A 26,285-nucleotide genomic window follows, 5' to 3' on the forward strand; every position below is an offset into this window, starting at 1 on the left:
CGAGATTACAAGCAGTAGACAACCCAAACTCTGACTAGTCAAAGCCTAAAGATTGTAAATATTGCTGTAGTTTCGTATTAAATCGCTGACAGCAGGGGTTTTAGTAGATGGCAAGGCGCTCGGCACCAGCACAAGCAGACTTAAGGCTTTCGCTTGTAGTCTTCCCGATTAACTTTGACTCTTAACAGCAGTTACCAAGCAGTCTTTCAAGCTGTAAATCACTTGGTCTTGCTCTTCAGCCGAAAGCTCAGGAAACATCGGCAGTGACAAAACTTCGTGGCACATTTGCTCGGAGACAGGCAGTTGCCCTGGCTGATAGCCTAAATCTCGATACACTGATTGCAGATGCAACGGTAAAGGGTAGTAAACAATCGAGCCAACGCCACGGCTTTGTAGTTCTTGCCGCACCCAATCTCGTAACGTTTCAGGCTCGTTGCTTAGGTGACTAGGCGCATCCGGCGAATTCACTAGGCGAATTGTGTATTGATTCCACACCGATCGCCCCCCACTAATTTCTTGCGGCGGAACGATGTGCGGAATACGGCTAAGTAATTGTTGGTAGCGCTCAGCAATCTGCTGCCGTTGTTGGTTCCAGGTATCCAAAAACCGCAGTTTAATTTGCAGCACTACGGCTTGTACCGCATCCAGGCGACTATTCATCCCGATGGCCTCGTGATAGTAGCGCGTTCGACTACCATGCTCTTTCAACATCCGAATATTGGCTGCGATCGCTGGATCATTGGTAGTGATTGCGCCCCCATCTCCAGCTGCGCCTAAATTCTTGGTGGGGTAGAAGCTAAAGCAACCAATGTGGCCGATACTGCCAACCTTCTGGCCTGTCCATTCGGCTCCGGTGGCTTGGGCACAGTCTTCAATTACGGCTAGGTTGTGGGCTTCCGCGATCGCCATCAGTCGAGTCATATCCACAGGCTGACCAAACAGATGCACTGGAATAATGGCGCGGGTTTTCTCAGTAATCGCCGCTTCAATCAAATTGAGATCGAGATTGAACGTATTCGCATCAATATCGACAAAAACAGGGGTAGCTCCCACCGCACTGATCACTTCTACGGTCGCGAAAAAGGTAAAGGGAGGCGCAATTACTTCGTCTCCAGGGCCAATCTCTAAGGCCCGCAGCGCTAAGAAGAGGGCATCAGTCCCAGAGTTGCAGCCAATACATTCCGAGGTGCCTGTGTAGGCGGCAAACTGCTGCTCAAAGTTTGAAACGGCGGGACCACCAATGTAACCACCAGAACCCAAAACCTGGAGAACGGCTGCATTTACTTCTTCGCTGATGGTTTCAAATTGCCGCGTCAGGTTGAGCAGAGGGACTTTATTCACTCGTTTACACCACAAGTCTTGCTAGGTTAATAAAATCAAACTTTGTTAAAAAATGGAATCCGCCATTCCTCGGCTTTACCAGTTTCTAGAATAAAGCTGCCCTCAGATTGTTTCAGCTCTGGCAAAATCAGAAAAACACGTTGGCAGGTCACAGCTTGTGGATACGTTGATAAAGTTAGACACCCTGGATCTGGCTTGGGCCTTGGGAATGATGGCGATCGCGATCGGCTTATCGGCTTGGCAACGAGTTGGTTTGGAGTGGAATCTGACCGTGGCGACAGGCCGAACGGTGATTCAACTGGTCATGGTTGGGTATCTGCTAGAGCTAGTTTTTGCTGTAGACAATCCTTGGGTGGTGTTAGGCATTATTGCGGGCATGCTGACCATTGCCACCATTGTGGCTCGTAACCGCATCAGCAAGAAGATTCCGCAATTGCTGCCGCTGCTCTGGGGTTCAATCTTTGTTGCCGCCACTTTGACCTTGAGCTATACCAACCTGCTGGTGATTCGCCCTGACACTTGGTACTCGCCTCAATATTTGGTGCCCCTAGCAGGGATTGTCTTGGGAAACGCCATGAATGGAGCGGCGATCGCAGGAGAACGCTTAGCCAGCACCATTAGTAACAGTCGCCTAGAAATTGAAACTTATTTAAGCTTAGGAGCAACCCCAGAGCAAGCAGTGGCCCAGTACCGCCGAGATGCGATCAAAGCAGGCATGATTCCCACTATTAACTCGATGATGGCAGTTGGGTTAGTTACCCTACCAGGCATGATTACGGGGCAGTTGCTCAGCGGTGTCAGTCCTTTAGATGCTGCTAGTTACCAAATGCTAATTATGTTTATGCTGGCGTTTACGACGTTGGTGACAACAATTTTGGTGACCAGAGGTCTCTGTCGTGTGTTTTTTAATCAAACCGCTCAATTAACTTTGTATTGAGTTGCAATTTAGCCCTGATAAGGGGTAGTCCAAAACTTGATAATTTCTCAGCCACACAAAATTTGTTCTCTCTGCTTTACAGGCAGGCTTTTCAGTAGCACTGATTTTTTCAAAAGTTTTTCAAAACGCTGATAAGGGCGATCGCCTTTTTTTATCGATAGTGGGCCGTTGACCTTATCAACCTAAGGCTGTAAAAGCTTGCAACAGCCTGATTTACACGACTTGGAAGATTATTTGGGAACCCCTATGGAATAGGAACTTTGGAGCCTCTACCTCGCACCAGTTCCTATGGAATTATTGGTTTGCAGAGCTGTGTTGATGTGCTAACCTTCCAAGTCCTATGATTTAATCTAGATTTGGCATAGTAGGCATATAGGGAAGTAGCTTTAGACTATGCCATTACCAAATTCGCCTCCGACTAAAGATGATTTCATCAACTCTCACTGGCAGGATGTGATTAACAGTTGTGAGAGAAAGGATTGTCTTATCTACAACGCAGCCTTTTGGAAAAAGGCTCAAGAGGCAAAAGAGGTGGATCAGGTTAGAGAGCAAGCTGTCTTTGAAATTTTGGCAGCCGTGACGGGCGCTGCAATTAAACCAGGGTCAACCGAAGAATTTTTTGCCGAAATTTTCCACAATCTCACAGACGAGCATTTAGATTTTCTTGCCGAAATTGCTTCTGAGATATCAGATCCTGAGCTTCAGGCACGAGTTGCAGATATTCTCTGGGTCAGACGGCGGAACTATCAAATGGCTCAGTTAGCAGTTACTGCCTACTTGCAATCTGCTACAGAACTAGAAGATCCAGATCATTGGACTTTGTGTTTTGACAGAATTGAACGGGCACTTCGACTAGCACGCAAAATTAAGTATCAACCTGAAACAGTTGTCGCCCATATAGAAGCAGTCCTCGATCGCTACAAAGGAGAAGATTCATCATGGCTATCAGCAAAGCTCATGAGGCTTTTACAAGAATATAAACTCGGTGAGCCGAAAAAATATGCTGCTCTCGCTGAAAAAGCTGCAACCCTAGCAGAATCAGCTCATGATTGGCGCAGGGCAAGAACTCATTGGGACATTAAGGCCAAATGGCATTTAATTTCAAAAGATAGAGCAAATGAACTTGCTGCTTCGATGCTTGCTGCGGAAACATACGTTAAGGAATCTGAAGATGCTCTCCACAGAATACCACCAAGCTATTTAGCAGCAGCACATTTTATGCAGAAAGCTGTTGAAGCTTTTAGAAGCATTCGAGGTACTAACCAAGAAACTAGAAGTGCAAAAAGTAGATCCGAAGAAACTCATAAGCTTCTCATACATTATCAAGAGAAGTCCCGAAAAGAGTTGCTTACCAGTTCTCATGAAACTGATATTAGCGATTTGGTAGAACAAGCCAGAAACCGTATCAAAGGAAAAGAATTTCAAGATGCTCTTTTTGCTTTGTCTCTGTTAGGCTCCCCAACCAATGTTTCTCAACTGCGACAACAGATAAAAACACAAGCTCATGAGTTTGTTGCATCTCACCTCTTTCCTGTCGTGATGATGAACGACATGGGTAAAATCATAGCTCGTCAACCTGGATCAGTCCTTGCTAGTGATCCTGATGAGGCGGAAGCAGCAACTCGTTATGAGATGAATCGAAACGCAATTTACTACCAGACTTTGCATGCTCAAGCATATATCGAACCTGCTATAGGTCAAATCAACTTAGAGCATAGTGTAAGAATCAACGATTTACTCCAAGTTGTATCGAATAATCCTTTTGTGCCAACAGGACGAGAGTATTTATTTGCAAAAGGACTCTATGCAGGATTAATTGGAGACTTTTTTACATCCACTCACATTCTTATTCCCCAAATTGAGAATTCAGTTCGATATTTATTGTGGCGAAGGGGCGCAATAACTTCTGGGCTTGATGATAGCGGTATTCAAAACGAGCACAATTTGAACTCTACCCTTTACCGCCCTGAAGCAGCTTCTATTTTTGATGAGAATACGCTATTTGATCTCAGGTGCTTATTAGTCGAGCATTCAGGTAGCAATCTGAGAAATCGTATGGCTCATGGGTTGATCAATGATGGTGAGTTCTTAAGCCCTCTTATGGCCTACTTATGGTGGCTCACACTACGACTATGCTGTTTGCCAATCCTGGTACACCAGCAGAAGGTTGAACAGTCTGACCCCTGGGTCAAATTCGCTGGAATGTTCAAAGACGATCCTCTCTTTGATGAGTTTGTAGAAGATATGGCTACTTACCGACGTGAGCTAGATGCTGAAGTTGGTGCTCAGGAGGATGCTCCAGAGGGGAATCAGCCAGCGTGAGCCGTTATATTTTGGATACCGATCACGTTACTCTCTTCCAACACAATTATCCCAGCATTGCTCAGCGTGCTAGAGCTGTTGGCGGCTCCAACATCTTTGTCACAACCATCACCCTAGAAGAACAGTTGCGAGGAAGGCTTGCTGGTATTAGCAGAGTCGCTACACAGCCTAAGCGGTTAGCAGTTGCTTATGAAAATCTCCGAAGAACTCTGCTTTACTTTTGCAGCGTGAATTTGCTGGATTTTGATGATGCAGCATGCAGTTGCTATCAGAGTCTGCTTCAACAAAGGATTCGGATAGGTACGCAAGATTTAAGAATTGCTGCGATCGCTCTAGCTAATCAAATAACTCTCGTAACACGTAACCACCAAGACTTCGGCAAAGTTCCTAATTTATGCCTTGAAGACTGGACTATTTAAGAGACAGGTATTGTTGCTGCATTGAAACAGTCAGTCGTAGAAGCAGTGCGATCGCTCCCAAACTATTGGGCTAGAGAAGGCACATAGCGTCCCAGCAAAGAGCCGTTTTCGTCGTAGAGTTCGATGGCGATGTTGGCGTTTTCGCTGATGGCTTCTAGAGCGGCTTCCAAAGTTTGAATGTGATCGCGAACGTCTACTTGGGTGCCAATGTCACCATTCGCTTCAGCGGTGATCGCGGTTCGGACTAGCTTTCTGACATGGTCAGGATTTAACTGAACTCTGATTAGGGCGAGACTCACAGCGAAGTCGCATACCCTGGGAGAGCCAGCACAAGTACGGCGGAGGTCAGCGCGAGCGCCTTCTAAAATATTTGCCAAACTCAGCTTATTCTCGGCTTCGGTCAGCGAGTTGCCATAGGAACTAATTAATGGCTGAGCTTGGTTGTAAAACAGGCTGTCTGTAGGAACCTGCTTAGCCGCAGCTAGGGCATCTCGCCAGTTAGCAACTGCTTGGGACCATTGGTTTTGCTGCTCAAAACTTTGGGCTTGACGGGCTAAGTTCACGGCTTGGCGATAAGCATTGACAGACAACTGCTCCTTCGTTTTGCGATCGCGGGCTGCTAGAATCTTTGGCTGATACTCACCGAGCAACTGCTGAGCTTCTTGATAGGCCATCGTGCCGCGTGGAACTTGCCGCAAGGTGTTGGTAGACATGCGCCAAGTCGCATCCGCTAGCTGCCAACTCGCTAAGGATTGAGCAATTCCCTGGCGAGCCTCCGCCACCTGAGCGGTAGACTTAGCCTTCGCTAAAGTTGCGTTAGCTTGTTGCTCCAGTTTGGCTCGCTTATTGGTCATGACGAGGTTAGCGCGGTATTCCGTCAGCTTCTTCTGCGCGACGGGGTAAGCAGTACTGGTTTTGGGGACTGCCTCTAATTGTGTAATTGCTCCTCGCCAAAGCTTTTGAATCTCAGTCCAGTCTGCTAGGGGATGCGGGGGGTTCTGGCTCTTTTGCGCGGCGGCGATCGCTTGGTTTTGCGCAGCTACTACTTGAGCGATCGCTTGCTCCTGTGCTTGATAAGTGTTTAGCAAAGTTTGGGCTTCCCCATGATGACCTGACCAGGCAGGAATGGGCGCTAGAGCTTGGGTTGCTGTCTCTAATTTTTGTTGAGCCGTTAAAATTTCTTGCCCAGACTTTGTGGTTCGCAGAATTTTTGCTGACTCCTGGCTGAGTTGCTGCGCGGTGGCGATCGCGGGACAACCGCCAATCACGCAGGGCCGCGTCAGGGCATAAATGACTCCTGCCAAGGCAAACAGCCCCACCCCTGCTCCAGCTACCAGCAAAGGTAACCTAGTGCGTTGGTCTGACTTACTGGGCTTGCGGGTGGGAACTAACTCATCACTAGGCTCAGTCAGAGGTTGAATGGCAGAACCAAAAGGGTTATCCTCTGCATCGTTCAAGTCTGGTGGGTCGGCAATCTCGGTATCCAGCAGCGCATTGGTAGACTCAAAGTTGTGGCTGGTATTAGCTGAGTTGTTCGGTGATGTACCAACATCGCCCTCTAGAAGATCGGCAGGTGTGGTAGGCTCCAGCGTTAGGGAATGGCTAGCGTAAGGTTGTTTCTGTCCAGCGACTCGCAAATACAACCGGACAGTGTGGTTAAACTCGGAATCAGAAAAATCGGGTTGTAGAGACTCTAAGGTTTGCTCTAAAAGCGTGAAAACTGACTGAGGAGTGGGTGGGTTAATACCAGGAGAGTGTTGGCCTAAAATCATGAGTACGCCTTGCTTTAGCGCACACTGAATCTGAATCGTAACTGGCTGGGCCAACTCGGATTGCAAATGTTGCTGTAACTGCCGTGCCAGCACCTGCAAACTATCCTGATGCACTGCGGTTTCCATAGGGCAGTCCCACTCCACCTGATTAGTTTAGAAAGATAAATACAACTTCCAGATTGCCCAATACAGAAGTTGCGATCGCGACCGTATCAATACAATCTACATCCTGCTTGTGGGTGATTTCGGTCGAATTTAATCGTCATTTGTAGAAAATGGGGAAAAGTGGCAAAGCCAATGGAAATCTTAATCGTCGAGGATGAAGCTGAAATTGCCCAGCTCATTCAACTGTATTTAGAGAAGGAAGGCTTTTCGTGCCGCATTTGTCGGGATGGCATCACGGCGCTGCAAGTGTTTCCAGAACAAAAGCCAGATTTAGTCATCCTAGATCTGATGATTCCTGGCTTGGATGGCTTAGAGGTTTGCGCCCGCATTCGGCAACGTCCCGGCGCGAAAGATCCCTATATTTTGATGCTGACGGCCAAGGGTGAAGAAATCGATCGCATCATTGGCTTATCTACTGGGGCGGATGACTACCTGGTGAAGCCTTTTAGCCCACGAGAGTTGGTAGCGCGGGTGCGGGCGCTGTTGAGACGGACGCTCCGACAAGGCGGCCAAGCTCAAACTTACCGCACCCAGCATTTCCTGATTGATATTGAACAGCGCACCGCTTCCCGCTTTATGGATGGCGTTACAGAAGGCGCTATAGGGGGGGCTATAGGGAGCGATCGCGCAGAAGCATTGGATCTAACTACCCTAGAGTTTGAGCTATTGGCTACATTTATGAGTTACCCAGGACGAGCCTGGAACCGCACCCAACTGATCGACAAACTCTGGGGCAGTAACTTTTTTGGCGATGAACGGGTGGTAGATACCCACGTAGCGCGACTCCGCAAAAAAATTGAGCCCGACCCCGCAAATCCCACGTTCATCAAAACGGTGATCGGGGTGGGCTACAAATTTGAGGATCAAGCACAAGCTTGAAGTTACGCTAGGTCAAACAGCAAGAGTTCTGCACCTGTATCGCTACTGAGGTCTAACTGCTCGCCAGCCGCGATCGCGACACCATCCCCTTCGCGGAGAGTTTGATCGCCCCAAACCACCATACCTTTTGCGACTTGCAGCCAGCCGTAGCGTTCTGGTTGGAGGGTGTAGGAGAGGCGATCGCCTGCAGCCAAGATGGACACGTACAGGTCAACGTTCTGGTGAATCGTGACGGCTCCATTACGGCCATCTTTAGCACCAATCAAGCGCCATTGACCTTGCTTTTCCTCTAGAGGAAAGTCCCGCTGCTCGTATCGGGGCTTCAACCCTTGCTCATCTGGCAGAATCCAGATTTGTAAAAAGTGAGCAGGTTCGGTGCTGGAAGAATTGAACTCGCTGTGAGTAATGCCTGTGCCTGCACTCATCACCTGAGCTTCTCCGGGCTTAATGATGGCACCGTTGCCTAAGCTATCCTTGTGCTCCAAGGCTCCTTCAATCACATAGGTCAGGATTTCCATATCCCGATGGCTATGCATGGGAAACCCTGCGCCCGGTGCTACACGATCGTCATTGATTACTCGTAACGCCCGGAACCCCATCCGACCGGGATCGTAGAAGTTGCCAAAGGAAAAAGTGTGGTAGCTGTCGAGCCAGCCGATTTTAGTGCGACCACGGGCATTGCGATCATGAATTAGGTTACTCACTGTCCCTTGGGTCATGGCTTAAACCTCGTAATAAAGGCGATCGCTGAAAACACTCCTGGTGTGTTGCGTCAGGGAGGTGTTTCTCAGCTGAAATCTTGCTTTCATCCAAATGAAATTGGTTATTTCTTGGATGTCTTCTTACTCTAAACTAGCTAGCATCAATATGGGAAGTACCTACTTGAAAGTGCAATACTATCCAAAAAGATACTAAACAAAACAACTGAGTTTGAAGTTAGCCTAGAACTAGCGTAGCGAGCTAAAGCTGAGGCAATAGGTTAAGAGATAGCACTAGTTAAATAGCACTGGCGATCGCGAACGATTAGATTCAGGACATCGAGCATTCGTGGCTAAAATTGGGCTGCAAGGACGACTATTTCTATCCCATGTGATTGTCATGGTAGTAGGGCTGAGTACCCTGATCACAGTGGGCAAGTTTTACTCACCTCGCTTATTTGTGCTGCATTTAGCCAAGTTAGAAGGAAGTGGCTTCAAGTTAGGTTATGTGCGCTACCAACTGATCAAAGGTTTCGAGTATGCCTGGGGACGTGGGGCACTTTGGTCAGTCGTGGTCGGCGGGTCTACTGCGGGAGGGCTGAGCTATTTAGTGGCGCGGCGCATTGTCAAGCCCCTGACTCAAATGGAAGCCATCACCCAGAAATTCGCTTCTGGCAACCTCAGTGAGCGCATGCCCGCCAACGACATTCGTGAGTTGCATCGGTTGGCGGCAAGTTTCAATCGCATGGCAGCGGATCTGCAAGGAGTAGAGCAGCGGCGGCGGGAGCTAGTGGGCGATCTGACTCATGAGCTGCGCACTCCCCTAACTGTAGTGGAAGGGTATCTAGAAGGTTTGGCAGATGGCACGATCGAACCTTCTGTTGATATCTATCAACGCTTGGCGAAGGAAACCAGACGCTTACGACGTTTGGTGAATGACCTGCAAGAACTCTCCCAAGCTGAAGCAGGTTATCTGCCCATTCATACCCAAAAGTTGGAACTGCTGCCTTTGTTGACGTCACTGATTCAAAAGTTTTCTGACCAACTGCTGGAAGAAGGGCCAGAGTTACGTCTAGACTGTCCAGCCGCGCTTCCTCTGGCATTGGCTGATCCAGAACGAGTAGAACAGATTTTGATCAATCTATTAGGAAATGCGCTGCAATATACCGAGCAGGGTTCAATTACAGTGCAGGCTTGGAGTGAAGCAGGAAAAGTGTGGGTTGCAGTGGTAGATACGGGTGTAGGCATTGCTCCTGCCGATCTACCCCATGTCTTTGAGCGCTTCTGGCGGTCTGATCCATCGCGCGATCGCAGTTCTGGTGGCACCGGAATTGGTTTATCCATTTCCCGTCGCTTGGTAGAGTTGCAAGGGGGCCAAATTGAAGTGAAGAGCCAGGTAGGGCAGGGTAGTACCTTTAAATTTTCCTTGCCCCTAGCTTGAATAATCCACTCCTTGAGGTGAGCCACATCCGATGACAAAACTTTGTGATGTTGTAGTCACGAAGATGCCAAACAGAATCGCTAAAGTCAGGCGGTTGGCACAATGGTAATCCCTATGTCTCCCCTCTCATTAGCGATCCTTCTGGTGAGCTTTACCCTGACTTTAGGTGTGGTTGCGATTAGTTATCTTTTTCCTCCCAGTCGCTTTCCTGACTAATACTGCTACTGCCAGTAATCGCAATCAGAGAGTTAACCCTCTAATCGGGCAGCACAGAGGGCAGCTCCAATTAAGCCAACCTGAGGATTTAAGACAATATGTACTGGGACTCGCTCTAGCAGCGGGCTAATTCTGCCCTTTTGGCCGAATGCTCGGATAAACAGACCAGTCTGCATTAATGGCAAAATTTTGCTGGCAATGCCACCCGCCACATAAAGGCCACCGTAGGGTAGGAGTTTCAGTGCTAAGTTACCTGCTTCAACCCCATAAGCTTCCACAAAGATTTGCATCGCTTGCTCACAGAGCCGATCTGTCTCTTCTAAAGCAGCAGTGGCGATCGCGGCGGCTGGGTCTACGGTTTTTTCGCTCCGCCCCGCTTCATGCTCCCAAGTTCTCACGATCTGCCCCACTGGAGACTCAGCAATCGGTTGAGCGCTGCCTGTGAGTTGGCGATCGCGCAAAAACTGATAAATAGCGGTAATACCTTGCCCAGAAACTACACGCTCTACAGAAATCCGTTGAATGTTGTTGCGATCCAACAAGTACTTCAGCAGTTGGAACTCTAGCTCGGAGCGAGGCGAAAAATCGGCATGACCGCCTTCGGAACCAAACACTTCATAGCCGTTGTTGCAAGGAATCAGAAATCCTTCTCCTAAGCCAGTTCCCGCCCCAATCACCCCGATGGGAGCGCTCGGGTCTGGTTTGCCTGCTTGCAAGGTGAGCAAGTCTTCGGGATTCAAGCCTACAACTCCATACCCTACCGCCACAAAATCATTGATTAGCCGTACATGCTTAAGGGCTAGCTCTGCTTCTAGCCGCTTACCATCGAGAGACCAACCCAAATTTGTCAAAATGGAGGTGTTGTTGACCACAGGCCCAGCGATCGCAAAGCAAGCTTCTTGGGGCGCGGGAGCATAGCCTACTTTTTCTGCGGCTTCCTTATAGAACTGCTGCACCATCGGCACTAAGTCAGGAAAGTGCTGACTAGAGTAGCGGGCTTCGTAGAGTGTTTTAAGATTAATTTTGGCTTGAGGTGATGTCGTTTGGGCTTCTACTAACCGCAGGATAGTTTTAGTACCGCCAATATCTCCCGCTAATAGTAACGTCATAGCTTTTATGTACTCCCTCTCAACGCTAACTCAGGCAAGAAGCTGCCTAGGATGCAACTCCAATGGTAAGTGTAAGGCGTGGTTCCCATTTACAACTCCATGAATGGTCATAGATTCCATTCGCCTAGCTAATAATTTGATCCCTAACCATTGCTCGATATATAACCGTCCATGAACAGTTCGATCGCTGATCTGCGTAAAGACTACGCCCTACAAGCCCTCACGGAAGCAGAAACCCATCCTGATCCGTTTCAGCAATTTCAAATTTGGTTTGATCAAGCGATCGCCGCCCAACTCCACGAACCGAATGCGATGACCTTGGCGACCGCAACCAAAACAGGCATGCCCTCGGCCCGCATTGTCTTGCTCAAAGGCTTTGACCCGCGAGGCTTTGTGCTCTATACCAACTACAACAGCCGCAAGGGCCAAGAGCTAGGCGAAAATCCCCAGGCAGTCTTGGTGTTTTGGTGGGCCGAGCTAGAGCGGCAAGTCCGCATCGAAGGTCGTGTAGAAAAAGTCGCAGACTCAGAAGCCGATGCTTATTTCCAGAGTCGTCCCCGTGGTAGCCGTTTAGGTGCTTGGACCTCGAATCAGAGCGAGGTAATCAGCGATCGCGAAGTGTTAGAACAACGGTTGCAAGCATTAACCGAGCAATATCAAGACCAAGAAATTCCCCGCCCTCCTCACTGGGGAGGCTATCGCGTGGTGCCATCGGCGATCGAATTTTGGCAAGGTCGACCCAGTCGTCTCCACGATCGCTTGCATTATCGCCAAGGCGAAGCTGGCCAATGGTTGATTGAGCGCTTAGCACCTTGAGTTGTCACAGCATTGCGGCGGCAGGAGTGCTCCATGCAGCCTTATGAGCTAGACCTCTGGTTCACTCCAGAATGTCAGCAGCATTACATGACGCTGTTGTCTGGACGCATTGGCCTAACTCGGCGTCGAGCCGAATGTTTCGTGCGGTTGTGGGCCTACTTGTCTCTGAAGCAGCAACAAGCTGTGACTCAACTGCCTCCTCTCCCCATCTCGCGATTACAGCCATTAGCAGAGCCAGTCGCTTGTAGCCATCGAGAAGCGGCACAACTCTTCTACACAGGTAGAGATCAAGGAAGCGATCGCGCAGCGGGAATGATGCTAGACAAACTCGTTGCCCTAGGGTTGATTGACAAACAATTTGACGGCAACCGCGTCTCTATTCGCATTCGGGCGGTGCCAGAACTGCTCGAGTCGCCTCACTTGTCTCCCTTCCCCAGCGTGCAACCAGACGCATTTAATCCCCGCACCGATGCTATTCCAATCGCGAGTTTGCTAACTCACACCTATGGTTGGCTGGTCAAAGATGCCGCGATCGCTCAGCCCAAAATCATTAAAACCCTGAGAGCTTGGGCACAACAATATCCGACTGGAATGCGAGTCTTGCGGCGCTGCGATAACCTTCAGCCCGTCGGCATGTCGATTTTATTTCCGGTTGCCAGTGAGTCAGAAGCTAATTTCTTCAGGCCACCCGCCAAGAGCTTTTACTTAACTTCCAAGGCCAAAAGCGACCCGTTCCAGATCGCATCTCTAGGGGATCTGAATTGTACAACTGTGTTTGAGCGGTTTTGGATTGTTGATGGTGAATATCTGCGCCGCGATTATCTTTGCCAGTTTTTAGAAGATGCGCAAGCCACTCTAACGCAGATGAAACAGGATTTTCCTAACCTGTGCGATCTTTACATTGTGGTGGTACATCCGATTCATCTTTCATCCTTGGCCACTACCTTAGGCTTTCAAAAAACGGGGCAAGAGGCTTCCCTCTCGGCTTACTGGATGTATCAATCAATCAATCGCTTCTTGGAGTTGGACATGAAGCAAGCCTTAGCAGATCTGCAACTTGAAGCTACACGGTAAGCTCAATATTTCTCAGATGCCCTGTAGGCAAAACTTCTGGGCCTGCCTATTTGCTGTTAGCGATCTGAAGCACCTGATTGAGCTTACCGCTGCGGAAACCTTCTAAATCAAGGGTGACGTAGAGAAAGCCGTAACTTTGGAAGGCTGTTACAACAGTGGGAAGATCGGTCGTTAAAACAAATTCTTTGATTTGCTCTGGGGGTAACTCGATCCGGGCTGTGTCGCCTTCAGATCGCACCCGGAGATTTTGGAGTCCTAAGTCACGCAAGTAACGCTCTGCTCGTCCGACTCTTTGTAGTTTGGCTACCGTAATTTCTTCACCGTAGGGAAAACGTGAACTGAGGCAAGGTTGGGCGGGTTTGTTCCACCAAGGTAAACCCAAAGATTTAGCCAGCTCTCGTACTTCCAGCTTGGAAATGCCCACCTCGGCCAAGGGCGATCGCGCTCCCCGTTCTTTGGCCGCTTGGATGCCCGGACGGTAGTCTCGTAAATCGTCTGCATTCACCCCATCGACCACGTAAGGGTAGCCCCGCTCTAGCGCCAGTGGTTTTAAGGTGTCGTGCAGTTCACTCTTGCAGAAGTAGCAGCGGTTGACGGGATTTGAAGCGTAGTTAGGGTTGTCCATCTCATGAGTGTTAACCACCTCATGGGCAATGCCAATCTCAGCCGCTTGAATCCGAGCATCCTCCAGATCTTCTGGCATCAAGGAGGGAGACTCGGCTGTGACTGCGAGGGCGCGATCGCCCAAGACATCGTAAGCGACTTTAGCGACCAGGGTGCTGTCAATGCCGCCTGAGTAGGCAATCAGAGCCCGCTCCATTTCGGCCAATAAGGTTCTCAATTGCTCAAGTTTTTGTAGCGGCATGGTCTGGCAATCCCCAAGCAATGATAGTCACTTAACTTTTGGCATCTTTTGGCATCAAGCGCCTCACCTAGGGTAGCGAATTTCAACTGAATTTTTAATCTGGCTCAAGCTTGCTGCGGCAACCGATGATGGGGTTCAACTCCACCACTGTATTTCGCTACCATTTGCGCCAATGCACTCAAGTCAATTGGTTTGGTGAGGTAGTCGGTGAAGCCTGCTTCCAAGCAAACTTCGCGATCGCCTGTCATTGCCATTGCAGTTTGAGCAATAATTGGCAGTTGTTGGTACGCCTGATAAGACCGCAACTCGCGGGTTAGACACAGGCCATCAATCTCAGGCAGATGGATGTCCATCAACATCAGAGCAGGTAATGAAATGGCTAACGCTTGCCACATTTCGGTCGCATTTTTGACCCAGGTGACTTCATACCCCAGCTTGCTTAGGTAAGCAATCAGCAGCTTGGCATTGGGGACATGATCTTCGATCAGCAGAATGTGGTAGGGCCGAGTGTGCGTACTCAGTGCTCTGGGGCGGCTCGAAACTCGCATGCCTGTAGCAGTCTCTTCCGGAGTTGCTGCTATCACTGATTCTGTGCTGTGGCGTAGAGCAGCTTGAGCCGAGGGACTTGCTGCTTGCATGGCAGTCCGCTTCAGTCGCGATCGCTGAGCCGTAGGAGTAGCTGAGCTAGTCGGGCTGGAAATGTCCGGGGTGGTTCTCGGCTTGGCTGAACTCTGGTTAGACCGAGGGTTAGATCGAGGGCTTGAGTGAGGGACAGTAATTTCAGTCTCAACTTGATACTTGGCAGCACTCTCAGCGACGGCAGAAGTAGAGCTGACTGCGGGGCTGGCTGCTGTAGAGATTGCGGGCAAAGCTTCTGTGCATTCCCGGATAGGCTGAGTGTTGAGCTGCGGCGTTAATGGCAACTTGACAGTAAAACGCGAACCCCGATTGAGTTCTGACTCGACTTCTACCCAGCCGCCATGTAGTTCAGCTAGCTTCTGGGTTAAAGCTAAGCCTAAACCTGTGCCTTCGTCTCGGCTCACCACGGCATTGGCAATCTGTGAATAAGGCCGAAACAACTGTTGTTGCTGTTCGTAAGAAATCCCGGTTCCGGTATCCCAAACAGTGAAGTCCAGAAAAATCCCCGCTAACCGGACTTGCAAACCTACAGTGCCTTTGGTTGTGAACTTCAAAGCGTTGGATAGCAGGTTGAATAACATTTGCTTCAACCGCAACGGGTCAGAAACAAACGTTGTCACATTTGGATCGAGGTCAAGGCGCAACTCTAAGCCTTTGTCGCTGGCTTTTTCCTTGACTAATTTCAGAACGCTGCGACAAATCTCTTCAACTTTAGTCGTTTCGCATTGCAAATCGAGTTGATTCGCTTCAATTTTGGACAAATCCAAAATGTCATTAATTAAGGCTAATAAATGCTGACCACTCGTCAAAATAATGTTGAGATATTCTCGATGGCGGAGGCTACTGGGGTTGAAGCCTTGCTCTCGTAACAAATGAGTAAAACCCAGAATGGAGCTGAGGGGAGTCCGAATTTCGTGACTCGTATTGGCTAAAAACTCACTTTTGAGTTGATTGGAGCGCTCTAGCTCCCGGTTGCGAGCTTCTAGGTTTTGGCACTGCGGACAAGTGGCATTCAGTTGTCGAGCTTGCTGAACTGCGATCGCACATTGATGGATCAGTCGTTCAATTAAATGGGTTCTTAAGGGTCCCTGCCAAGCTTGCAAGGTGGACAGTTTGGTTTCGCCAACCGCATCACAAACAACATCAGAAGCAATCAGCCAACCCAAAGCTTTGCCATCCAAATTCAGAATTGGCCAAGCAATCGGATCGCTTTGGTCATGCAGTGTTTGTAAATCGGTCAAGGGCAACAATTCACCCAAACTAAATTTGAACGGCTTGCTAGTGGCGATCGCGATGGGTGGCACGGAATTGCTGGAACGCTGCAATTGCTGAGGCGCTACATGACCGATGCGAAAAGCCAGTATTGCTTCTGAAGTGGCTGGAGTTGTCGCTAAGGGAGGATTGGGTGTCTGGTAAGGTAGGGCGATCGCAACGATTCCGCTGCCTAGAGTGCTTCTCAGCTCGTTGACAATAATTTGGAAAATTTCTGCTTCTGGCTGTAGCGCAGTGGCGAGTTCCGGTTGATGTTTGTGGTTCAGGAGTTGGTTGGCTAGGTGATCGCTGAGTTGATTGCAAAAGCGCTCGACCCACAGCTCAGCTTCCAATTGCTGAATTCGAGACGAAGCTGCTCGCTGCGGTGCTCCGTGCGTCTGCAACTCTGGCAGAGATGTCTCTGACGACTCCTCAGCCTGCCAACTTGAATGTCGATGTGTATTTAGCCTGTCCACTAAATTTCGGTCTCTTTTAATTCAATAGCTCGGATATTTGACCAGCCGCAGAAAACAGGGAACACACTACTACTGCTTTGATGGAGCTAGTCATCAGCTCAGTAGTTTTAAGCTGTCATAACTCAGTCGCTATCCTAAAAACGCAGACCTTAGAGCACCTTCGCTTTGCGCAAGTTTACGCAAACACTTCAGGCTAAGATTGACTCCACAAAATCTGTCATTATCTAAAGTTGAGGTTGGCAGTTTTGTCTTACTTACAGTTCTGTCTTAGCTTAAAGCTGACTAACTGGTCCTCACTGAAAAAATTAATTTAGTTAAAACTAGGTTGCATGCTTTCGCTTAATTCTAACGTTACATGCGTGAACGTACTGAAAACAAAAATTGTTGCTTTGTAAATTTTAGATAAATTTCATAAAGTTCATGCGATCGCTCACCTCACTCTCAGGATTGTGAATAGAGATTACAGAAAATTTTTGCCATCTATTGCTCTGAGCCAGTGCTTTGAACCAGTGCTTTGAACCAGTACTTTGAGCCAGCCCCAACAATGATATTCTGGGAACGCAACTGGCCAAATGTCGCCCTAATAGCCGCTAAGCGCTGAGCAATCTGTGTGAGAAGTGACCATGAATATTGTGCCAACTGAGATTCCAGATGTCTTACTGATTGAACCTCGGATTTTCCGAGACGATCGCGGCTTCTTTTTTGAAAGCTTTAACCAAAAATTATTTGACGATAAGACTGGAACTCCTGTCTCTTTTGTCCAAGACAACCATTCTCGCTCCCAAAAGAATGTGCTTCGAGGGTTGCATTACCAAATTCAGCAACCGCAAGGGAAATTAGTCCGAGTGGTGGTAGGGGCGGTGTTTGATGTGGCCGTTGATATTCGCCGCAGTTCCGCCACTTTTGGGCAATGGGTAGGGCGCTTGCTCAGTGCCGAAAATCAGCAGCAGTTGTGGATACCTGCGGGTTTTGCTCACGGATTTTTTGTGATTTCAGAGGTCGCAGAAGTTCTGTACAAAACGACAGATTACTACGCTCCCGGTGGAGAGCGCTGCATTTTGTGGAATGATCCAGAATTAGCGATCGCTTGGCCATTGGCCGGAGAGACCCCGATTCTGTCAGCAAAAGATCAAGCAGGACACCTTTTCAAAGCGGCAGAGATGTTTCCATGAAACGGATTTTAGTCACTGGAGCAGACGGCCAAGTGGGGCAAGAGCTAAGAACTTGTCTCACCTCTCTCGGAGAAGTCACCAGCTTAGGGCGAGCCGCACTAGATCTAGCCCAGCCTGAGCAAATTTGGCAGGTGATGGATCAGATTCAACCAGAAATTGTGGTGAATGCTGCGGCTTACACAGCGGTAGACAAAGCGGAAGCGGAATTAGAGCAAGCGATCGCGATTAATGCCACAGCAACTCAAGTTTTAGCGGCAGCCGCCCAGCGTTGGGGATCTTTTTTGATCCATATCTCAACCGATTATGTATTTGATGGCACGCAAAGCCACCCTTACTTAGAAACAGATGCTACCCATCCCTTGGGTGCCTATGGCAAATCAAAATTGATGGGAGAAACCGCGATCGCGCTCAGCACTTCCAACTACGCCATTCTCAGAACCGCTTGGGTTTATGGCAGCTATGGCAAAGGTAATTTTGTCAAAACCATGCTGCGTCTAGGAGCTGAGCGTGAAGAAATTCGCGTGGTAGCCGATCAAATTGGTAGTCCCACTTGGGCCAAGGATTTAGCTCAGGCGATCGCTCAGTTCATTCCTCACGCAAATCCCAAAAATGCAGGCATCTACCACTACACCAATAGCGGCGTAGCCAGTTGGTACGACTTTGCTGTTGCCATTTTTGAAGAAGCCAAACTATTAGGCTTGCCGCTCAAAGTGCAGCGAGTAGTCCCGATTACAACGGCTGAATATCCTACGCCCGCTCAGCGTCCAGCCTACTCAGTCCTCTCTTGTGCAAAAATAGCGGGAGTCCTGGGAACTTATCCCCCCCACTGGCGACAAGGACTCAGGCACATGCTAGCCGAACTTTATGCTCAAACCCATGAAAGCGCTAATTCTCTCCGGCGGTAAAGGGACACGTCTGCGACCGCTGACCTATACAGGAGCGAAGCAACTAGTGCCCGTCGCCAATAAACCAATTCTTTGGTATGGCATTGAAGGGATTGTAGCGGCTGGCATCACTGATATTGGCATCATTATTAGCCCCGAAACGGGTGCAGAAGTAAAAGCCAAAACGGGAGAAGGCGATCGCTTCGGGGCCAAAATTACTTATATTCTGCAAGAACAACCCGCAGGTTTAGCTCATGCTGTGAAAGTGGCTCAACCTTTCTTGGGAGATTCGCCCTTCATTATGTATTTGGGCGACAACTTGATCCAAGATGGGCTGGAGCAATTCTTAGATAAATTCACTCAGCAAGACCTCGATGCCTTGATTCTGCTGCGCTCGGTAAAGAACCCCAGTGCCTTTGGGGTGGCAGAGGTGGCGGAGGATGGACGGATTGTGCGCTTGATTGAAAAGCCACAGCAACCTCCCTCGGATTTGGCTTTGGTGGGGGTTTATTTCTTCTCCCCCGTGATTCACCACGCGATCGCCAATATCCAACCATCTACACGTGGCGAATTAGAAATTACCGACGCGATTCAATACTTAATCGATCAACAACGCCAAGTCCAGGCGACTCAACTACTAGGTTGGTGGTTGGACACCGGCAAGAAAGATGATTTGCTCGCTGCCAATCAAATCATTCTCGACAGTTATGTAAATCCCCAAATCGCGGGCGAAATTGATGCCCAGTCACAGGTTAGCGGCAGGGTCGCGATTGGCGAAGGCTCGCAACTGATTAACTGTACTGTGCGCGGCCCTGTGATTATCGGCCAAAACTGTCACTTAGAAAATTGCTTTATTGGTCCTTATAGCAGCATTGCTGACAAGGTCACCCTGATTGACACTGATATTGACCACAGCGTGATCTTGCAAGGCGCTAGAGTCGTTAATATTCATCAGCGGATTGTGGACAGCGTGATTGGTCGAAATGCCTCCCTGACAGTGCATCCCCGCCGACCCAAAGCCTTGAGATTTATGGTGGGGGATGACTGCCAAATTGAACTGGCCTAGGGATACCAGCATGTCAGGCCCAGAAAAAATTGCTATTGTTCTCGCTACTTACAACCCGAACCCAGCCTATTTTCGCCAGCAAATTCAATCGATTCAAAGCCAAACTTGGCAAAACTGGGTTTGCCACATTGTCGATGATCGCTCGCAAGCTGAGTCGCAGCAGCTAATTCGAGACACCGTAGGCAACGACGATCGCTTTATCTGTCACTTCCATGCCCAAAATCTCAATTCCTATCACAACTTTGAGCGGGGTTTGCAGTCTGTAGCTGCCGACTCCACAGTGACCGCGATCGCTTTTGCCGACCAAGATGATATCTGGCAAGACCATAAGCTGAGCCTGTTGCTAGAAACTCTACGAGCTGAGCAAGCGCTGTTGGTGCATTCCGACTTAGAACTGATTGATGGAAGCGATCGCACCTTGCACGCTTCAGCTTGGGAGTTCGAGAGCCGCCACCCGGAAAAACTCACAGCCGAGCTATTGCTTCTACGAAACACTGTGACAGGCTGTTCGGTACTATTTTGTGCGACGTTGTTGCCCTCAGTGCTGCCGTTTCCACCTCAAGTAGAGGTGAATTGGTATCACGATGTTTGGGTGGCGATCGTAGCAGCGCAGTTAGGGAAAGTTGCTCATGTGCGGCAGCCTTTAGTTAGGTATAGAATTCACGGTTCTAATACTATTGGAGTGGTTAGAGATGCCGGGAAGCTCTACCGAGAATTGCTTGTTTGGCTCAGTAAAAAATGTCGAATTACGGGTAAAAGTTATCTGATTCATCGAAACTTGAGTCATGCTTTCTATCTACGCTTTCAGCAATCTACCAATCCTGAATGGCGAGATCCGTTTAGCGATCGCCGATTAGACTTTGGTTTAGGCATTCTTCGCTTAGGTTGGCAAAGTTGGCAAGCAGGATATGGCTCTGAGGGAATTGCTTTAAGGATTTGGGCTTTAAAGCTATTATTCGACTTGCAGAAACTACGCCAAAGGCTGACGCCAAAATTATTCAAGATTGGTTAGCGTTGATGATATTTTCTAACTAATGCAACCAGATAAACAAAATATTTTAGTTTCAATTATTTTAGTTAATTACAACGGTGTAGGAGTTATTCTAGACTGCCTCGATTCGATTGAGAAATTCATTCATTCGGTTACTTATGAAGTTATTGTAGTAGACAATGACTCCACCGATGGCAGCCCAAAATTAGTTGCGCAAAAATTTCCTCATGTGCAGGTCATTCAATCATCTAAAAATTTAGGTTTCGGGGCAGGAAATAATTTAGGTGCTCAAGCGGCCAAAGGAAATTTCTTATTTCTACTGAATACTGATACTGTCCTGATCAGTGATCCGCTACCGCACTTGTTAATCTTGATGCAAACTCACTTGGATGTGGGACTGATTGGGCCACAACTTCTGAACCCAGATGGTACTTTGCAGCTTTCAGTAGTTCCTGCGATCGGATTGCGAGGGGAGTACCAAGCGCAACAACAGTTGAAAAAATATCAAAATGCTAACAATCAGGCAGCAATCAGCCAACAATTTCAGGTAATTCAAGAAGTTGAGATTGTAATTGGAGCAGCAATTTTTATCAGACGAGAATTGTTTGATAGCTTGGGCGGATTTGATGAAAGCTTCTTTATGTACTTTGAAGAATCAGATCTGTGCCAGCGATCGCGAAACCAAGGCTGGAAAATTCTCTATACTCCTCAAACCGCACTGATTCACTTGAAAGGGCAATCTGTGAATCAGCGAGCTGATGCAATGGCAATTGAGTATCGCAAGAGTCAACTTTATTACTATCAAAAACATTGCTCTTTGGTGGAGCAAATTCTAGTAAGACTCTACCTTTTGATTAAATTTCTGAGTCTTTTTCTGAAAACCTTAAATCCCACTTTTGGCAAGATTATTCTATTGTTATTCAACTTTAAGCAATATCCTTTAAGCTTTAAACCCAGATCAAGTATCAATGTCACTTCTCGTTAATTTAGCCTTTTTGCCAGAAAGACCGACAGGTTGGGCAACCTATAGTCTCAATTTACTGAAGGCGCTGCCTCTACCAGACATTAAAGCGGTTAGTCCAACACCTTGGACAGAAAATATAAAGACGTATCCAGCTCCGATCGGCTTAACAACCGAGTTTGGAGCCAAAGGGCATCTCAAACGATTACTTTGGACTCAATTCTATTTGCCGAGAGTTTATCAGGAGCTTGGTTCTAAATTATTATTTTCTCCAGTTCCAGAGTCACCTATCTCAAAAAACTGTAAGGCGATCGTCACAATTCATGATTTGATTCCTCTGCACTTTCCACAGTGGTTTTCTTCGGCTCAAAAGCTGTATTGCCGCTACTACATCCCTGCTGTTTTGCGACAGGCAGAACAAATTATTTGTAACTCGCAGGTAACTGCTCAAGATGTCGTTAGTTTTTTTGGTATTTCAGCTAAAAAAGTAATAGCAATTCCGTTGGCTTATGACGCCAGTAACTTTTACGATTTGCACTTACCCGAAAAAAATTATTTCCTCTATTTAGGCCGTCACAATCCACACAAGAACCCACAGCGTTTGATAGCAGCTTTTGCGGCTTTGCCAAACTGCTCTGACTATGAACTGTGGCTGGCAGGACCTACCGATCCGCGCTACACTCCCGTCCTGCAAACCCAAATTGCCGAGTTAAATCTCCAACAGCAAGTGAAGTTTCTCGATTACGTGCCCTATGCTGAATTGCCCAGATTGCTGAATCAAGCGATCGCCTTAGTGTTTCCGAGCCTCTGGGAAGGATTTGGCTTACCTGTGTTGGAGGCGATGGCTTGTGGAACTCCAGTGATTACGTCAGATTTGGCTTCTTTGCCAGAAGTGGCGGGTGATGCGGCTGTTTTGGTGAATCCCTATCGGGTGGCCGAATTAACCCAGGCCATGCAAGCGATCGCGACGGATACGAGTTTGCGATCGCAGTTGCGCGAGCGAGGATTAGCGAGAGCCACACAGTTTAGCTGGGCGAAAACTGGACAGGCTACCGCAGAGATTTTGCAGCCATATCTCTAAGCTCTCCGCCAAGTAGAATGGGCAAGCGCCCAACCAGTTTATTTTTGCCAAGCGACCAAAACTACACCACTGACAATTAAACTCAGTCCAATGACTCGACTGATAGGGATGGTTTCACGAAATAAAAAGTAGCCTAGCATCACCGCAAAGACGTAACTCAAGGCCACCGAAGGTGCGGCAATACTCAGCTTGACGCGAGTCAAGAGCAAAATATAGGCGATCGCGCCAAAGGCATAGCAGGTCAGACCCGCCAGCAACTCAGGAGTGAACAGAATGCTAAGGATGTGCCCTAACACATTGTCTACATTCACCTTGCCGAGTTTGAGTGCCCCTGCTTTGAGAAAGAACTGCCCCGCTACACTAGCGACAATTGACATTAACAACAAACTAAATTCTTGCAGGGTCACAGAACTGCCTCACAGGGAATTGCCAGTTTAGTTTACAGGTAGCTCAGCCAAGACTAGAGCTAAAATCGGTTCAAAATCGCAACTTGAAACTCAGTAGAATTTTATGTCTGATCTGGCGCAATCCCCTCCAACTAGCGACCAAATTTCTGCCTGGTTGAGAGGGCTCCTCGCGATCGCTTGGGCTGATGGTAACTTTGACCGGGAAGAGCAAGAGCTAATCACTAGCCTGACCCAGCAAGAATTGGCTCCCTCAAGCAGCTTAGAAGCCACAACAACAATCACACCGAGGGAACTGGCTGCCAGTTTGGGCCAAAGCAATGAAATTGCCCAACACTTCCTCCGCACGGCTGTGATGGTAGCGATCGCAGATGGTACCTATTCGGCTCAAGAAGACGCTCAGTTAGAGCAGTTTTGCCAAGCTCTAGGGCAAAGTTTAGAAGTGCTGGAAGCCTTGCGCCACACCCTCTATCATCCATCAGATACAACCTCGACCAGCCAAAACCTAGCTTCCGCTCCAGTCGCTCCGCTCAACCTGACAGAAGCGGAAAAAGCCGATTTGCTGCATCCGGTGCGGGAATGGCTCGATGAACTAGACGTTCAAGATCCTCAGGTAGCTCGCTTCCTTTGTAAGCTGATTCCTGCTCAATGTCCCTTCGAGCGTGATATTCAACTATTTGGTCGTAAGGTCGTGCATATTCCTCCCCTGTGCAAGCTAAATCCGCTCTACGAGCAGTTGGTAGGTCTGCGGTTTCGGGCGCTCTCTTACCTTGCCGATAAATGTGGTGAGGATGTAACGCCCTATTGCTAGCGGGCTATTGGGTTGGTAGGGTTTAGATCAGCGATCGCTCCTCTGGGGTCATGTCTGCTTCCTGCACATCTCGGCGGAGTACCCAACCATTGGGACCCACAATGATTCTGGGTAGGTCTTGATGCTTTACCAGTTGCAGCGTGGTCATGTCGTAGGTGGTGTAAGTCGTCGAAGCTGAACCTAGCTTGACATCCACAATGGTTAAGGTCTTCTGTGGAGGGCGATCGCTGTTGAGCAAGCGTCTAGGCCCAGCCCCGATCGCCCCTGCATGTAGCAGTTCTAGCTTGCCGCGATGTCCCGGAAAGTAGGCGTGGTGGTGGCCGCTGATGTAAGTATGGACTCGGTACTTTTCTAGCAGCGATCGCAACTTGTCCGGTTGATCGAGAATTTCACCCAGGCGATCGCGCCTCACAGCTACGGCATAGAGGGGCAAGTGACCAATGGCAATGCGTAACTTGGCCTTTTGAGCCGCAGGACTGGCTAAGCTTTTTTCCACCCAAGCGAGTTGATCCGCCCGAATGGCCGCGCTAGAGGCATCCCAAACTAAATAGAAAATGCCATTTTGCTGGAACGTGTAGTAGAAGGGGAATTTACCGCGATCGACAAACTGCAAACCCGGATTGTGCTTTGGGTTATTCCAATGGGCGGCAGCTAGATTGCGATCGCGCTGAAATAAGAAGTTGCCACTGGAGGACAAAGCGGCAGAAGCGTCGTGGTTGCCAACAGTGAAGCCGTAGGGCAGTTTGGCTTTGCGGAGCGGTGCCCCAATGTGGCGATCGAATGCGGCCCACATCGCTTGCACTTCCCCATCAGACAACGATTGGGATTGGCCTGCCACCATGTCGCCCCCACATAGCACCAAATCCGGTTGCCAAGCGGGAATTAGGGCGATCGCCTTGTCTACTTCTGCCTCATAGTCCGTGGAACCGTATTGGCTATTTAAGTCGCTAATCACCGCAATCCGCACATCGCCTCTGGGTGGAGCAAACATCCCTTGAGGTGCGATCGCTTTGCCGACGTTGGCATTGGCAGGTTGGGTGGGAGTTGCTGATTTGGGTGGCGGTGATTGGCTAGGAGCGGGCGATCGCTGAATGGCTGACTCTGCAAAGGTTCTTTGCATTAGCACCGCTACACCAAAACCTCCTGTTAAACCGCTTAAAACCAGAAATTGACGACGATTCAGGCTCATAGTTCAGTGGCGGTGAAGGGCAAGAGTGTCGAGAGAATATCGGTTGCTAGGGAGGAAATGATAGGCTTTGTGGTAACACCCGTAAGAATCTACCGCGTTTCCTGCGGTTTGCGTAGCCTAGAGGGAGATTCCATGCCAGAGGAGCAGCCGAAGCAACCATCATCATCTGTCCCCCCAACTCCCAACCGCCCAGCCTCCACGGGTCAAGGTGGAACGAGCTTGCAACAAGTCACCCAGACGTTGCAGCAGAAATGGGAGCAGGTTCAGCCTGGGTTGAAGGCGCAAAGTGCTAAAGTGCTGCGCCTCACTATCCGGAGCTTGGAAACAGCAGCCGAAAAACTGGAGACGGATACTCCACAATCTCCGTCTAGGGCAGCTTCAACTCAGGAAACTTCATCAACCCCCACTCAACCTACGGGCCAGTCTGCTCAACTTAGTTTCTCGGCCCTACTGAAGCGATCGCGCCCCTTCTTAGCCAAGCTCCAAACATGGGCGACGGCAGCACTGGAAAAAATCCAGCCTCAACTGGCACGTCTGCAAGCTTGGTGGACTAAGACTCTGCCCCAAATTCGTAACCGCTTACCAGCTTCTCTAAACGAAAAACTGTCCGATCGAGCTTTAACCAACCTGGCGATCGCTGGGGTCGTGTTTCTGGTCCTAACAACGAATTCAGTCCTCTCTCCTCCCAAATCTAGGGCACCAGAAGTCGCCAAAGTGCCGATCTCACAGCGAGTCCCCCCAGCGGAACTTACAGCACCTCCAGAACTCAGCGCTCCGGAAGCAGAAATTCCGGTGGCAATCGCTCCGCCTGAAGAAACAGCCGTGCCTCTGCCTGAGCCAATTGTGGTCGAGCCAGAAATACCTACGATCGCTGATGCTCCAGAAGTACCTGCGGATCTTGTAGCTCCTGAACCTCCAGAGCCCGTTGAGGTGACGCCCCCAGCACCGATCGAGCCTCCTGCCCCTGTCTTGTCCCCGCAAGAGCAAATCCTCGCCTCGATTCAAGCGAAGGTGGCAGAAGTGACAAATCAATATGCTGAGAATTTGGTGCAGTCGGTGCAAACGAACTTGGTTGGCAATCGCCTGACTGTAAAGCTGAGCGATCGCTGGTACAACCTGCAAAACTCTCAGCAAGATCAGTTAGCCAGTGGAGTGCTAGCCAAGGCCAAAACCTTAGATTTCACCAAGCTAGAAATAACCGATGCTGAAGGCAAACTGCTAGCCCGTACACCTGTAGTCGGTTCAGGCATGGTGATTTTGCAACGGGGTAATCTAGCGACTGCCTCTTAATTAACCTAAAAGTCTA

The 26,285-nt window shown here is 48.9% G+C and carries 23 protein-coding genes; 15 read left to right on the forward strand and 8 right to left on the reverse strand.

What is annotated here, in order from left to right; genetic code table 11:
* Positions 1 to 168 precede the first annotated feature (168 nt).
* Positions 169 to 1,341, reverse strand: a complete 1,173-nt coding sequence (locus tag H6F68_RS26870) for an aminotransferase class I/II-fold pyridoxal phosphate-dependent enzyme (RefSeq protein ID WP_190563777.1) — start codon at positions 1,339 to 1,341, stop codon at positions 169 to 171.
* 157 nt (positions 1,342 to 1,498) lie between these two features.
* Here H6F68_RS26870 and H6F68_RS26875 point away from each other — a divergent pair, with 157 nt between their 5' ends.
* The 3 genes from H6F68_RS26875 to H6F68_RS26885 all read left to right on the forward strand — a co-directional run bounded on the left by H6F68_RS26875 (position 1,499) and on the right by H6F68_RS26885 (position 5,019).
* The gene (locus H6F68_RS26875) at positions 1,499 to 2,278 is read left to right on the forward strand and encodes an ABC transporter permease (RefSeq protein WP_190563779.1); all 780 of its coding nucleotides are present in this window, start codon (positions 1,499 to 1,501) and stop codon (positions 2,276 to 2,278) included.
* Between the two features lie 393 nt (positions 2,279 to 2,671).
* Positions 2,672 to 4,600: a DUF4209 domain-containing protein gene (locus tag H6F68_RS26880; RefSeq protein ID WP_190563781.1), complete on the forward strand. Its 1,929-nt coding sequence runs from the start codon at positions 2,672 to 2,674 to the stop codon at positions 4,598 to 4,600.
* On the forward strand, positions 4,597 to 5,019 hold the full coding sequence (locus H6F68_RS26885) for a type II toxin-antitoxin system VapC family toxin (protein WP_190563783.1): 423 nt from the start codon (positions 4,597 to 4,599) through the stop codon (positions 5,017 to 5,019). Before H6F68_RS26880 ends, H6F68_RS26885 begins: the two co-directional genes overlap by 4 nt.
* A gap of 62 nt (positions 5,020 to 5,081) precedes the next feature.
* Here the strand turns inward: H6F68_RS26885 and H6F68_RS26890 are convergent, their stop codons facing one another.
* Positions 5,082 to 6,917: a hypothetical protein gene (locus tag H6F68_RS26890; protein ID WP_190563785.1), complete on the reverse strand. Its 1,836-nt coding sequence runs from the start codon at positions 6,915 to 6,917 to the stop codon at positions 5,082 to 5,084.
* A gap of 171 nt (positions 6,918 to 7,088) precedes the next feature.
* On the opposite strand from H6F68_RS26890, the gene H6F68_RS26895 reads away from it, so the two are divergent.
* Positions 7,089 to 7,835 (forward strand): response regulator transcription factor, encoded by a 747-nt coding sequence (locus H6F68_RS26895; RefSeq protein WP_190563787.1) that lies wholly within the window; start codon positions 7,089 to 7,091, stop codon positions 7,833 to 7,835.
* Between the two features lie 2 nt (positions 7,836 to 7,837).
* On the opposite strand, the gene H6F68_RS26900 is transcribed toward H6F68_RS26895, so the two are convergent.
* A complete protein-coding gene (locus H6F68_RS26900) occupies positions 7,838 to 8,554 on the reverse strand; it encodes a pirin family protein (protein ID WP_190563788.1) in 717 nt (238 codons plus the stop codon).
* Between the two features lie 328 nt (positions 8,555 to 8,882).
* Between H6F68_RS26900 and H6F68_RS26905 the strand changes: the two genes are divergently transcribed.
* On the forward strand, positions 8,883 to 9,974 hold the full coding sequence (locus H6F68_RS26905) for a HAMP domain-containing sensor histidine kinase (protein ID WP_313930258.1): 1,092 nt from the start codon (positions 8,883 to 8,885) through the stop codon (positions 9,972 to 9,974).
* A gap of 248 nt (positions 9,975 to 10,222) precedes the next feature.
* Here the strand turns inward: H6F68_RS26905 and H6F68_RS26910 are convergent, their stop codons facing one another.
* Positions 10,223 to 11,299 (reverse strand): glucokinase, encoded by a 1,077-nt coding sequence (locus tag H6F68_RS26910; protein ID WP_190433096.1) that lies wholly within the window; start codon positions 11,297 to 11,299, stop codon positions 10,223 to 10,225.
* 171 nt (positions 11,300 to 11,470) lie between these two features.
* Between H6F68_RS26910 and pdxH the strand changes: the two genes are divergently transcribed.
* Together pdxH and H6F68_RS26920 are read left to right on the forward strand one after the other, a co-directional pair.
* The gene (pdxH, locus tag H6F68_RS26915; protein ID WP_190563790.1) at positions 11,471 to 12,115 is read left to right on the forward strand and encodes a pyridoxamine 5'-phosphate oxidase; all 645 of its coding nucleotides are present in this window, start codon (positions 11,471 to 11,473) and stop codon (positions 12,113 to 12,115) included.
* Between the two features lie 33 nt (positions 12,116 to 12,148).
* Positions 12,149 to 13,189: a hypothetical protein gene (locus H6F68_RS26920; protein ID WP_190563792.1), complete on the forward strand. Its 1,041-nt coding sequence runs from the start codon at positions 12,149 to 12,151 to the stop codon at positions 13,187 to 13,189.
* Positions 13,190 to 13,235: 46 nt separating this feature from the next.
* Here H6F68_RS26920 and larE read toward each other — a convergent pair whose 3' ends face one another.
* On the reverse strand, positions 13,236 to 14,054 hold the full coding sequence (gene larE / locus H6F68_RS26925) for an ATP-dependent sacrificial sulfur transferase LarE (protein ID WP_190563794.1): 819 nt from the start codon (positions 14,052 to 14,054) through the stop codon (positions 13,236 to 13,238).
* 104 nt (positions 14,055 to 14,158) lie between these two features.
* Positions 14,159 to 16,420: an ATP-binding protein gene (locus tag H6F68_RS26930; protein ID WP_206755568.1), complete on the reverse strand. Its 2,262-nt coding sequence runs from the start codon at positions 16,418 to 16,420 to the stop codon at positions 14,159 to 14,161.
* A 623-nt stretch (positions 16,421 to 17,043) separates the two neighbouring features.
* Here H6F68_RS26930 and rfbC point away from each other — a divergent pair.
* From rfbC to H6F68_RS26960, 6 genes are read left to right on the forward strand one after another with little or no spacing between them, the layout of a single operon-like run.
* Positions 17,044 to 17,592: a dTDP-4-dehydrorhamnose 3,5-epimerase gene (rfbC, locus tag H6F68_RS26935; protein WP_190563798.1), complete on the forward strand. Its 549-nt coding sequence runs from the start codon at positions 17,044 to 17,046 to the stop codon at positions 17,590 to 17,592.
* Positions 17,589 to 18,497, forward strand: a complete 909-nt coding sequence (gene rfbD / locus H6F68_RS26940; RefSeq protein ID WP_190563800.1) for a dTDP-4-dehydrorhamnose reductase — start codon at positions 17,589 to 17,591, stop codon at positions 18,495 to 18,497. The genes rfbC and rfbD overlap by 4 nt, the downstream gene beginning before the upstream one ends.
* Positions 18,469 to 19,542, forward strand: coding sequence for a glucose-1-phosphate thymidylyltransferase (locus H6F68_RS26945; RefSeq protein WP_190551308.1), 1,074 nt, complete (start codon positions 18,469 to 18,471; stop codon positions 19,540 to 19,542). The genes rfbD and H6F68_RS26945 overlap by 29 nt, the downstream gene beginning before the upstream one ends.
* Before the next feature lie 10 nt (positions 19,543 to 19,552).
* Entirely contained in the window at positions 19,553 to 20,554 is a 1,002-nt protein-coding gene (locus H6F68_RS26950) for a glycosyltransferase (protein ID WP_190563802.1), read from the forward strand.
* Between the two features lie 22 nt (positions 20,555 to 20,576).
* A complete protein-coding gene (locus tag H6F68_RS26955; RefSeq protein WP_190563805.1) occupies positions 20,577 to 21,518 on the forward strand; it encodes a glycosyltransferase family 2 protein in 942 nt (313 codons plus the stop codon).
* Positions 21,502 to 22,575: a glycosyltransferase family 1 protein gene (locus H6F68_RS26960; RefSeq protein ID WP_190563807.1), complete on the forward strand. Its 1,074-nt coding sequence runs from the start codon at positions 21,502 to 21,504 to the stop codon at positions 22,573 to 22,575. The genes H6F68_RS26955 and H6F68_RS26960 overlap by 17 nt, the downstream gene beginning before the upstream one ends.
* A gap of 38 nt (positions 22,576 to 22,613) precedes the next feature.
* Here the strand turns inward: H6F68_RS26960 and H6F68_RS26965 are convergent, their stop codons facing one another.
* On the reverse strand, positions 22,614 to 22,982 hold the full coding sequence (locus tag H6F68_RS26965; protein ID WP_190563809.1) for an EamA family transporter: 369 nt from the start codon (positions 22,980 to 22,982) through the stop codon (positions 22,614 to 22,616).
* 103 nt (positions 22,983 to 23,085) lie between these two features.
* Here H6F68_RS26965 and H6F68_RS26970 point away from each other — a divergent pair, with 103 nt between their 5' ends.
* Positions 23,086 to 23,790, forward strand: coding sequence for a Mo-dependent nitrogenase C-terminal domain-containing protein (locus H6F68_RS26970; RefSeq protein ID WP_190433126.1), 705 nt, complete (start codon positions 23,086 to 23,088; stop codon positions 23,788 to 23,790).
* Between the two features lie 22 nt (positions 23,791 to 23,812).
* Here H6F68_RS26970 and H6F68_RS26975 read toward each other — a convergent pair whose 3' ends face one another.
* On the reverse strand, positions 23,813 to 24,979 hold the full coding sequence (locus tag H6F68_RS26975; protein ID WP_190563811.1) for a metallophosphoesterase: 1,167 nt from the start codon (positions 24,977 to 24,979) through the stop codon (positions 23,813 to 23,815).
* Between the two features lie 132 nt (positions 24,980 to 25,111).
* Here H6F68_RS26975 and H6F68_RS26980 point away from each other — a divergent pair, with 132 nt between their 5' ends.
* A complete protein-coding gene (locus tag H6F68_RS26980) occupies positions 25,112 to 26,269 on the forward strand; it encodes a hypothetical protein (protein WP_190563813.1) in 1,158 nt (385 codons plus the stop codon).
* Positions 26,270 to 26,285 lie beyond the last annotated feature (16 nt).

The sequence above is a fragment of the Trichocoleus sp. FACHB-262 genome (genome assembly GCF_014696035.1).
In the GTDB taxonomy this organism is placed as follows: domain Bacteria; phylum Cyanobacteriota; class Cyanobacteriia; order FACHB-46; family FACHB-46; genus Trichocoleus.

Bases quoted from the DNA above. Each gene is read 5' to 3' on its own strand.
- H6F68_RS26880 (WP_190563781.1), top strand. From the start codon at position 2,672: ATGCCATTACCAAATTCGCCTCCGACTAAAGATGATTTCATCAACTCT.
- H6F68_RS26890 (WP_190563785.1), bottom strand. From the start codon at position 6,917: ATGGAAACCGCAGTGCATCAGGATAGTTTGCAGGTGCTGGCACGGCAG.
- H6F68_RS26895 (WP_190563787.1), top strand. From the start codon at position 7,089: ATGGAAATCTTAATCGTCGAGGATGAAGCTGAAATTGCCCAGCTCATT.
- H6F68_RS26900 (WP_190563788.1), bottom strand. From the start codon at position 8,554: ATGACCCAAGGGACAGTGAGTAACCTAATTCATGATCGCAATGCCCGT.
- H6F68_RS26910 (WP_190433096.1), bottom strand. From the start codon at position 11,299: ATGACGTTACTATTAGCGGGAGATATTGGCGGTACTAAAACTATCCTG.
- pdxH (WP_190563790.1), top strand. From the start codon at position 11,471: ATGAACAGTTCGATCGCTGATCTGCGTAAAGACTACGCCCTACAAGCC.
- H6F68_RS26920 (WP_190563792.1), top strand. From the start codon at position 12,149: ATGCAGCCTTATGAGCTAGACCTCTGGTTCACTCCAGAATGTCAGCAG.
- larE (WP_190563794.1), bottom strand. From the start codon at position 14,054: ATGCCGCTACAAAAACTTGAGCAATTGAGAACCTTATTGGCCGAAATG.
- rfbC (WP_190563798.1), top strand. From the start codon at position 17,044: ATGAATATTGTGCCAACTGAGATTCCAGATGTCTTACTGATTGAACCT.
- rfbD (WP_190563800.1), top strand. From the start codon at position 17,589: ATGAAACGGATTTTAGTCACTGGAGCAGACGGCCAAGTGGGGCAAGAG.
- H6F68_RS26945 (WP_190551308.1), top strand. From the start codon at position 18,469: ATGAAAGCGCTAATTCTCTCCGGCGGTAAAGGGACACGTCTGCGACCG.
- H6F68_RS26950 (WP_190563802.1), top strand. From the start codon at position 19,553: ATGTCAGGCCCAGAAAAAATTGCTATTGTTCTCGCTACTTACAACCCG.
- H6F68_RS26955 (WP_190563805.1), top strand. From the start codon at position 20,577: ATGCAACCAGATAAACAAAATATTTTAGTTTCAATTATTTTAGTTAAT.
- H6F68_RS26960 (WP_190563807.1), top strand. From the start codon at position 21,502: ATGTCACTTCTCGTTAATTTAGCCTTTTTGCCAGAAAGACCGACAGGT.
- H6F68_RS26970 (WP_190433126.1), top strand. From the start codon at position 23,086: ATGTCTGATCTGGCGCAATCCCCTCCAACTAGCGACCAAATTTCTGCC.
- H6F68_RS26975 (WP_190563811.1), bottom strand. From the start codon at position 24,979: ATGAGCCTGAATCGTCGTCAATTTCTGGTTTTAAGCGGTTTAACAGGA.
- H6F68_RS26980 (WP_190563813.1), top strand. From the start codon at position 25,112: ATGCCAGAGGAGCAGCCGAAGCAACCATCATCATCTGTCCCCCCAACT.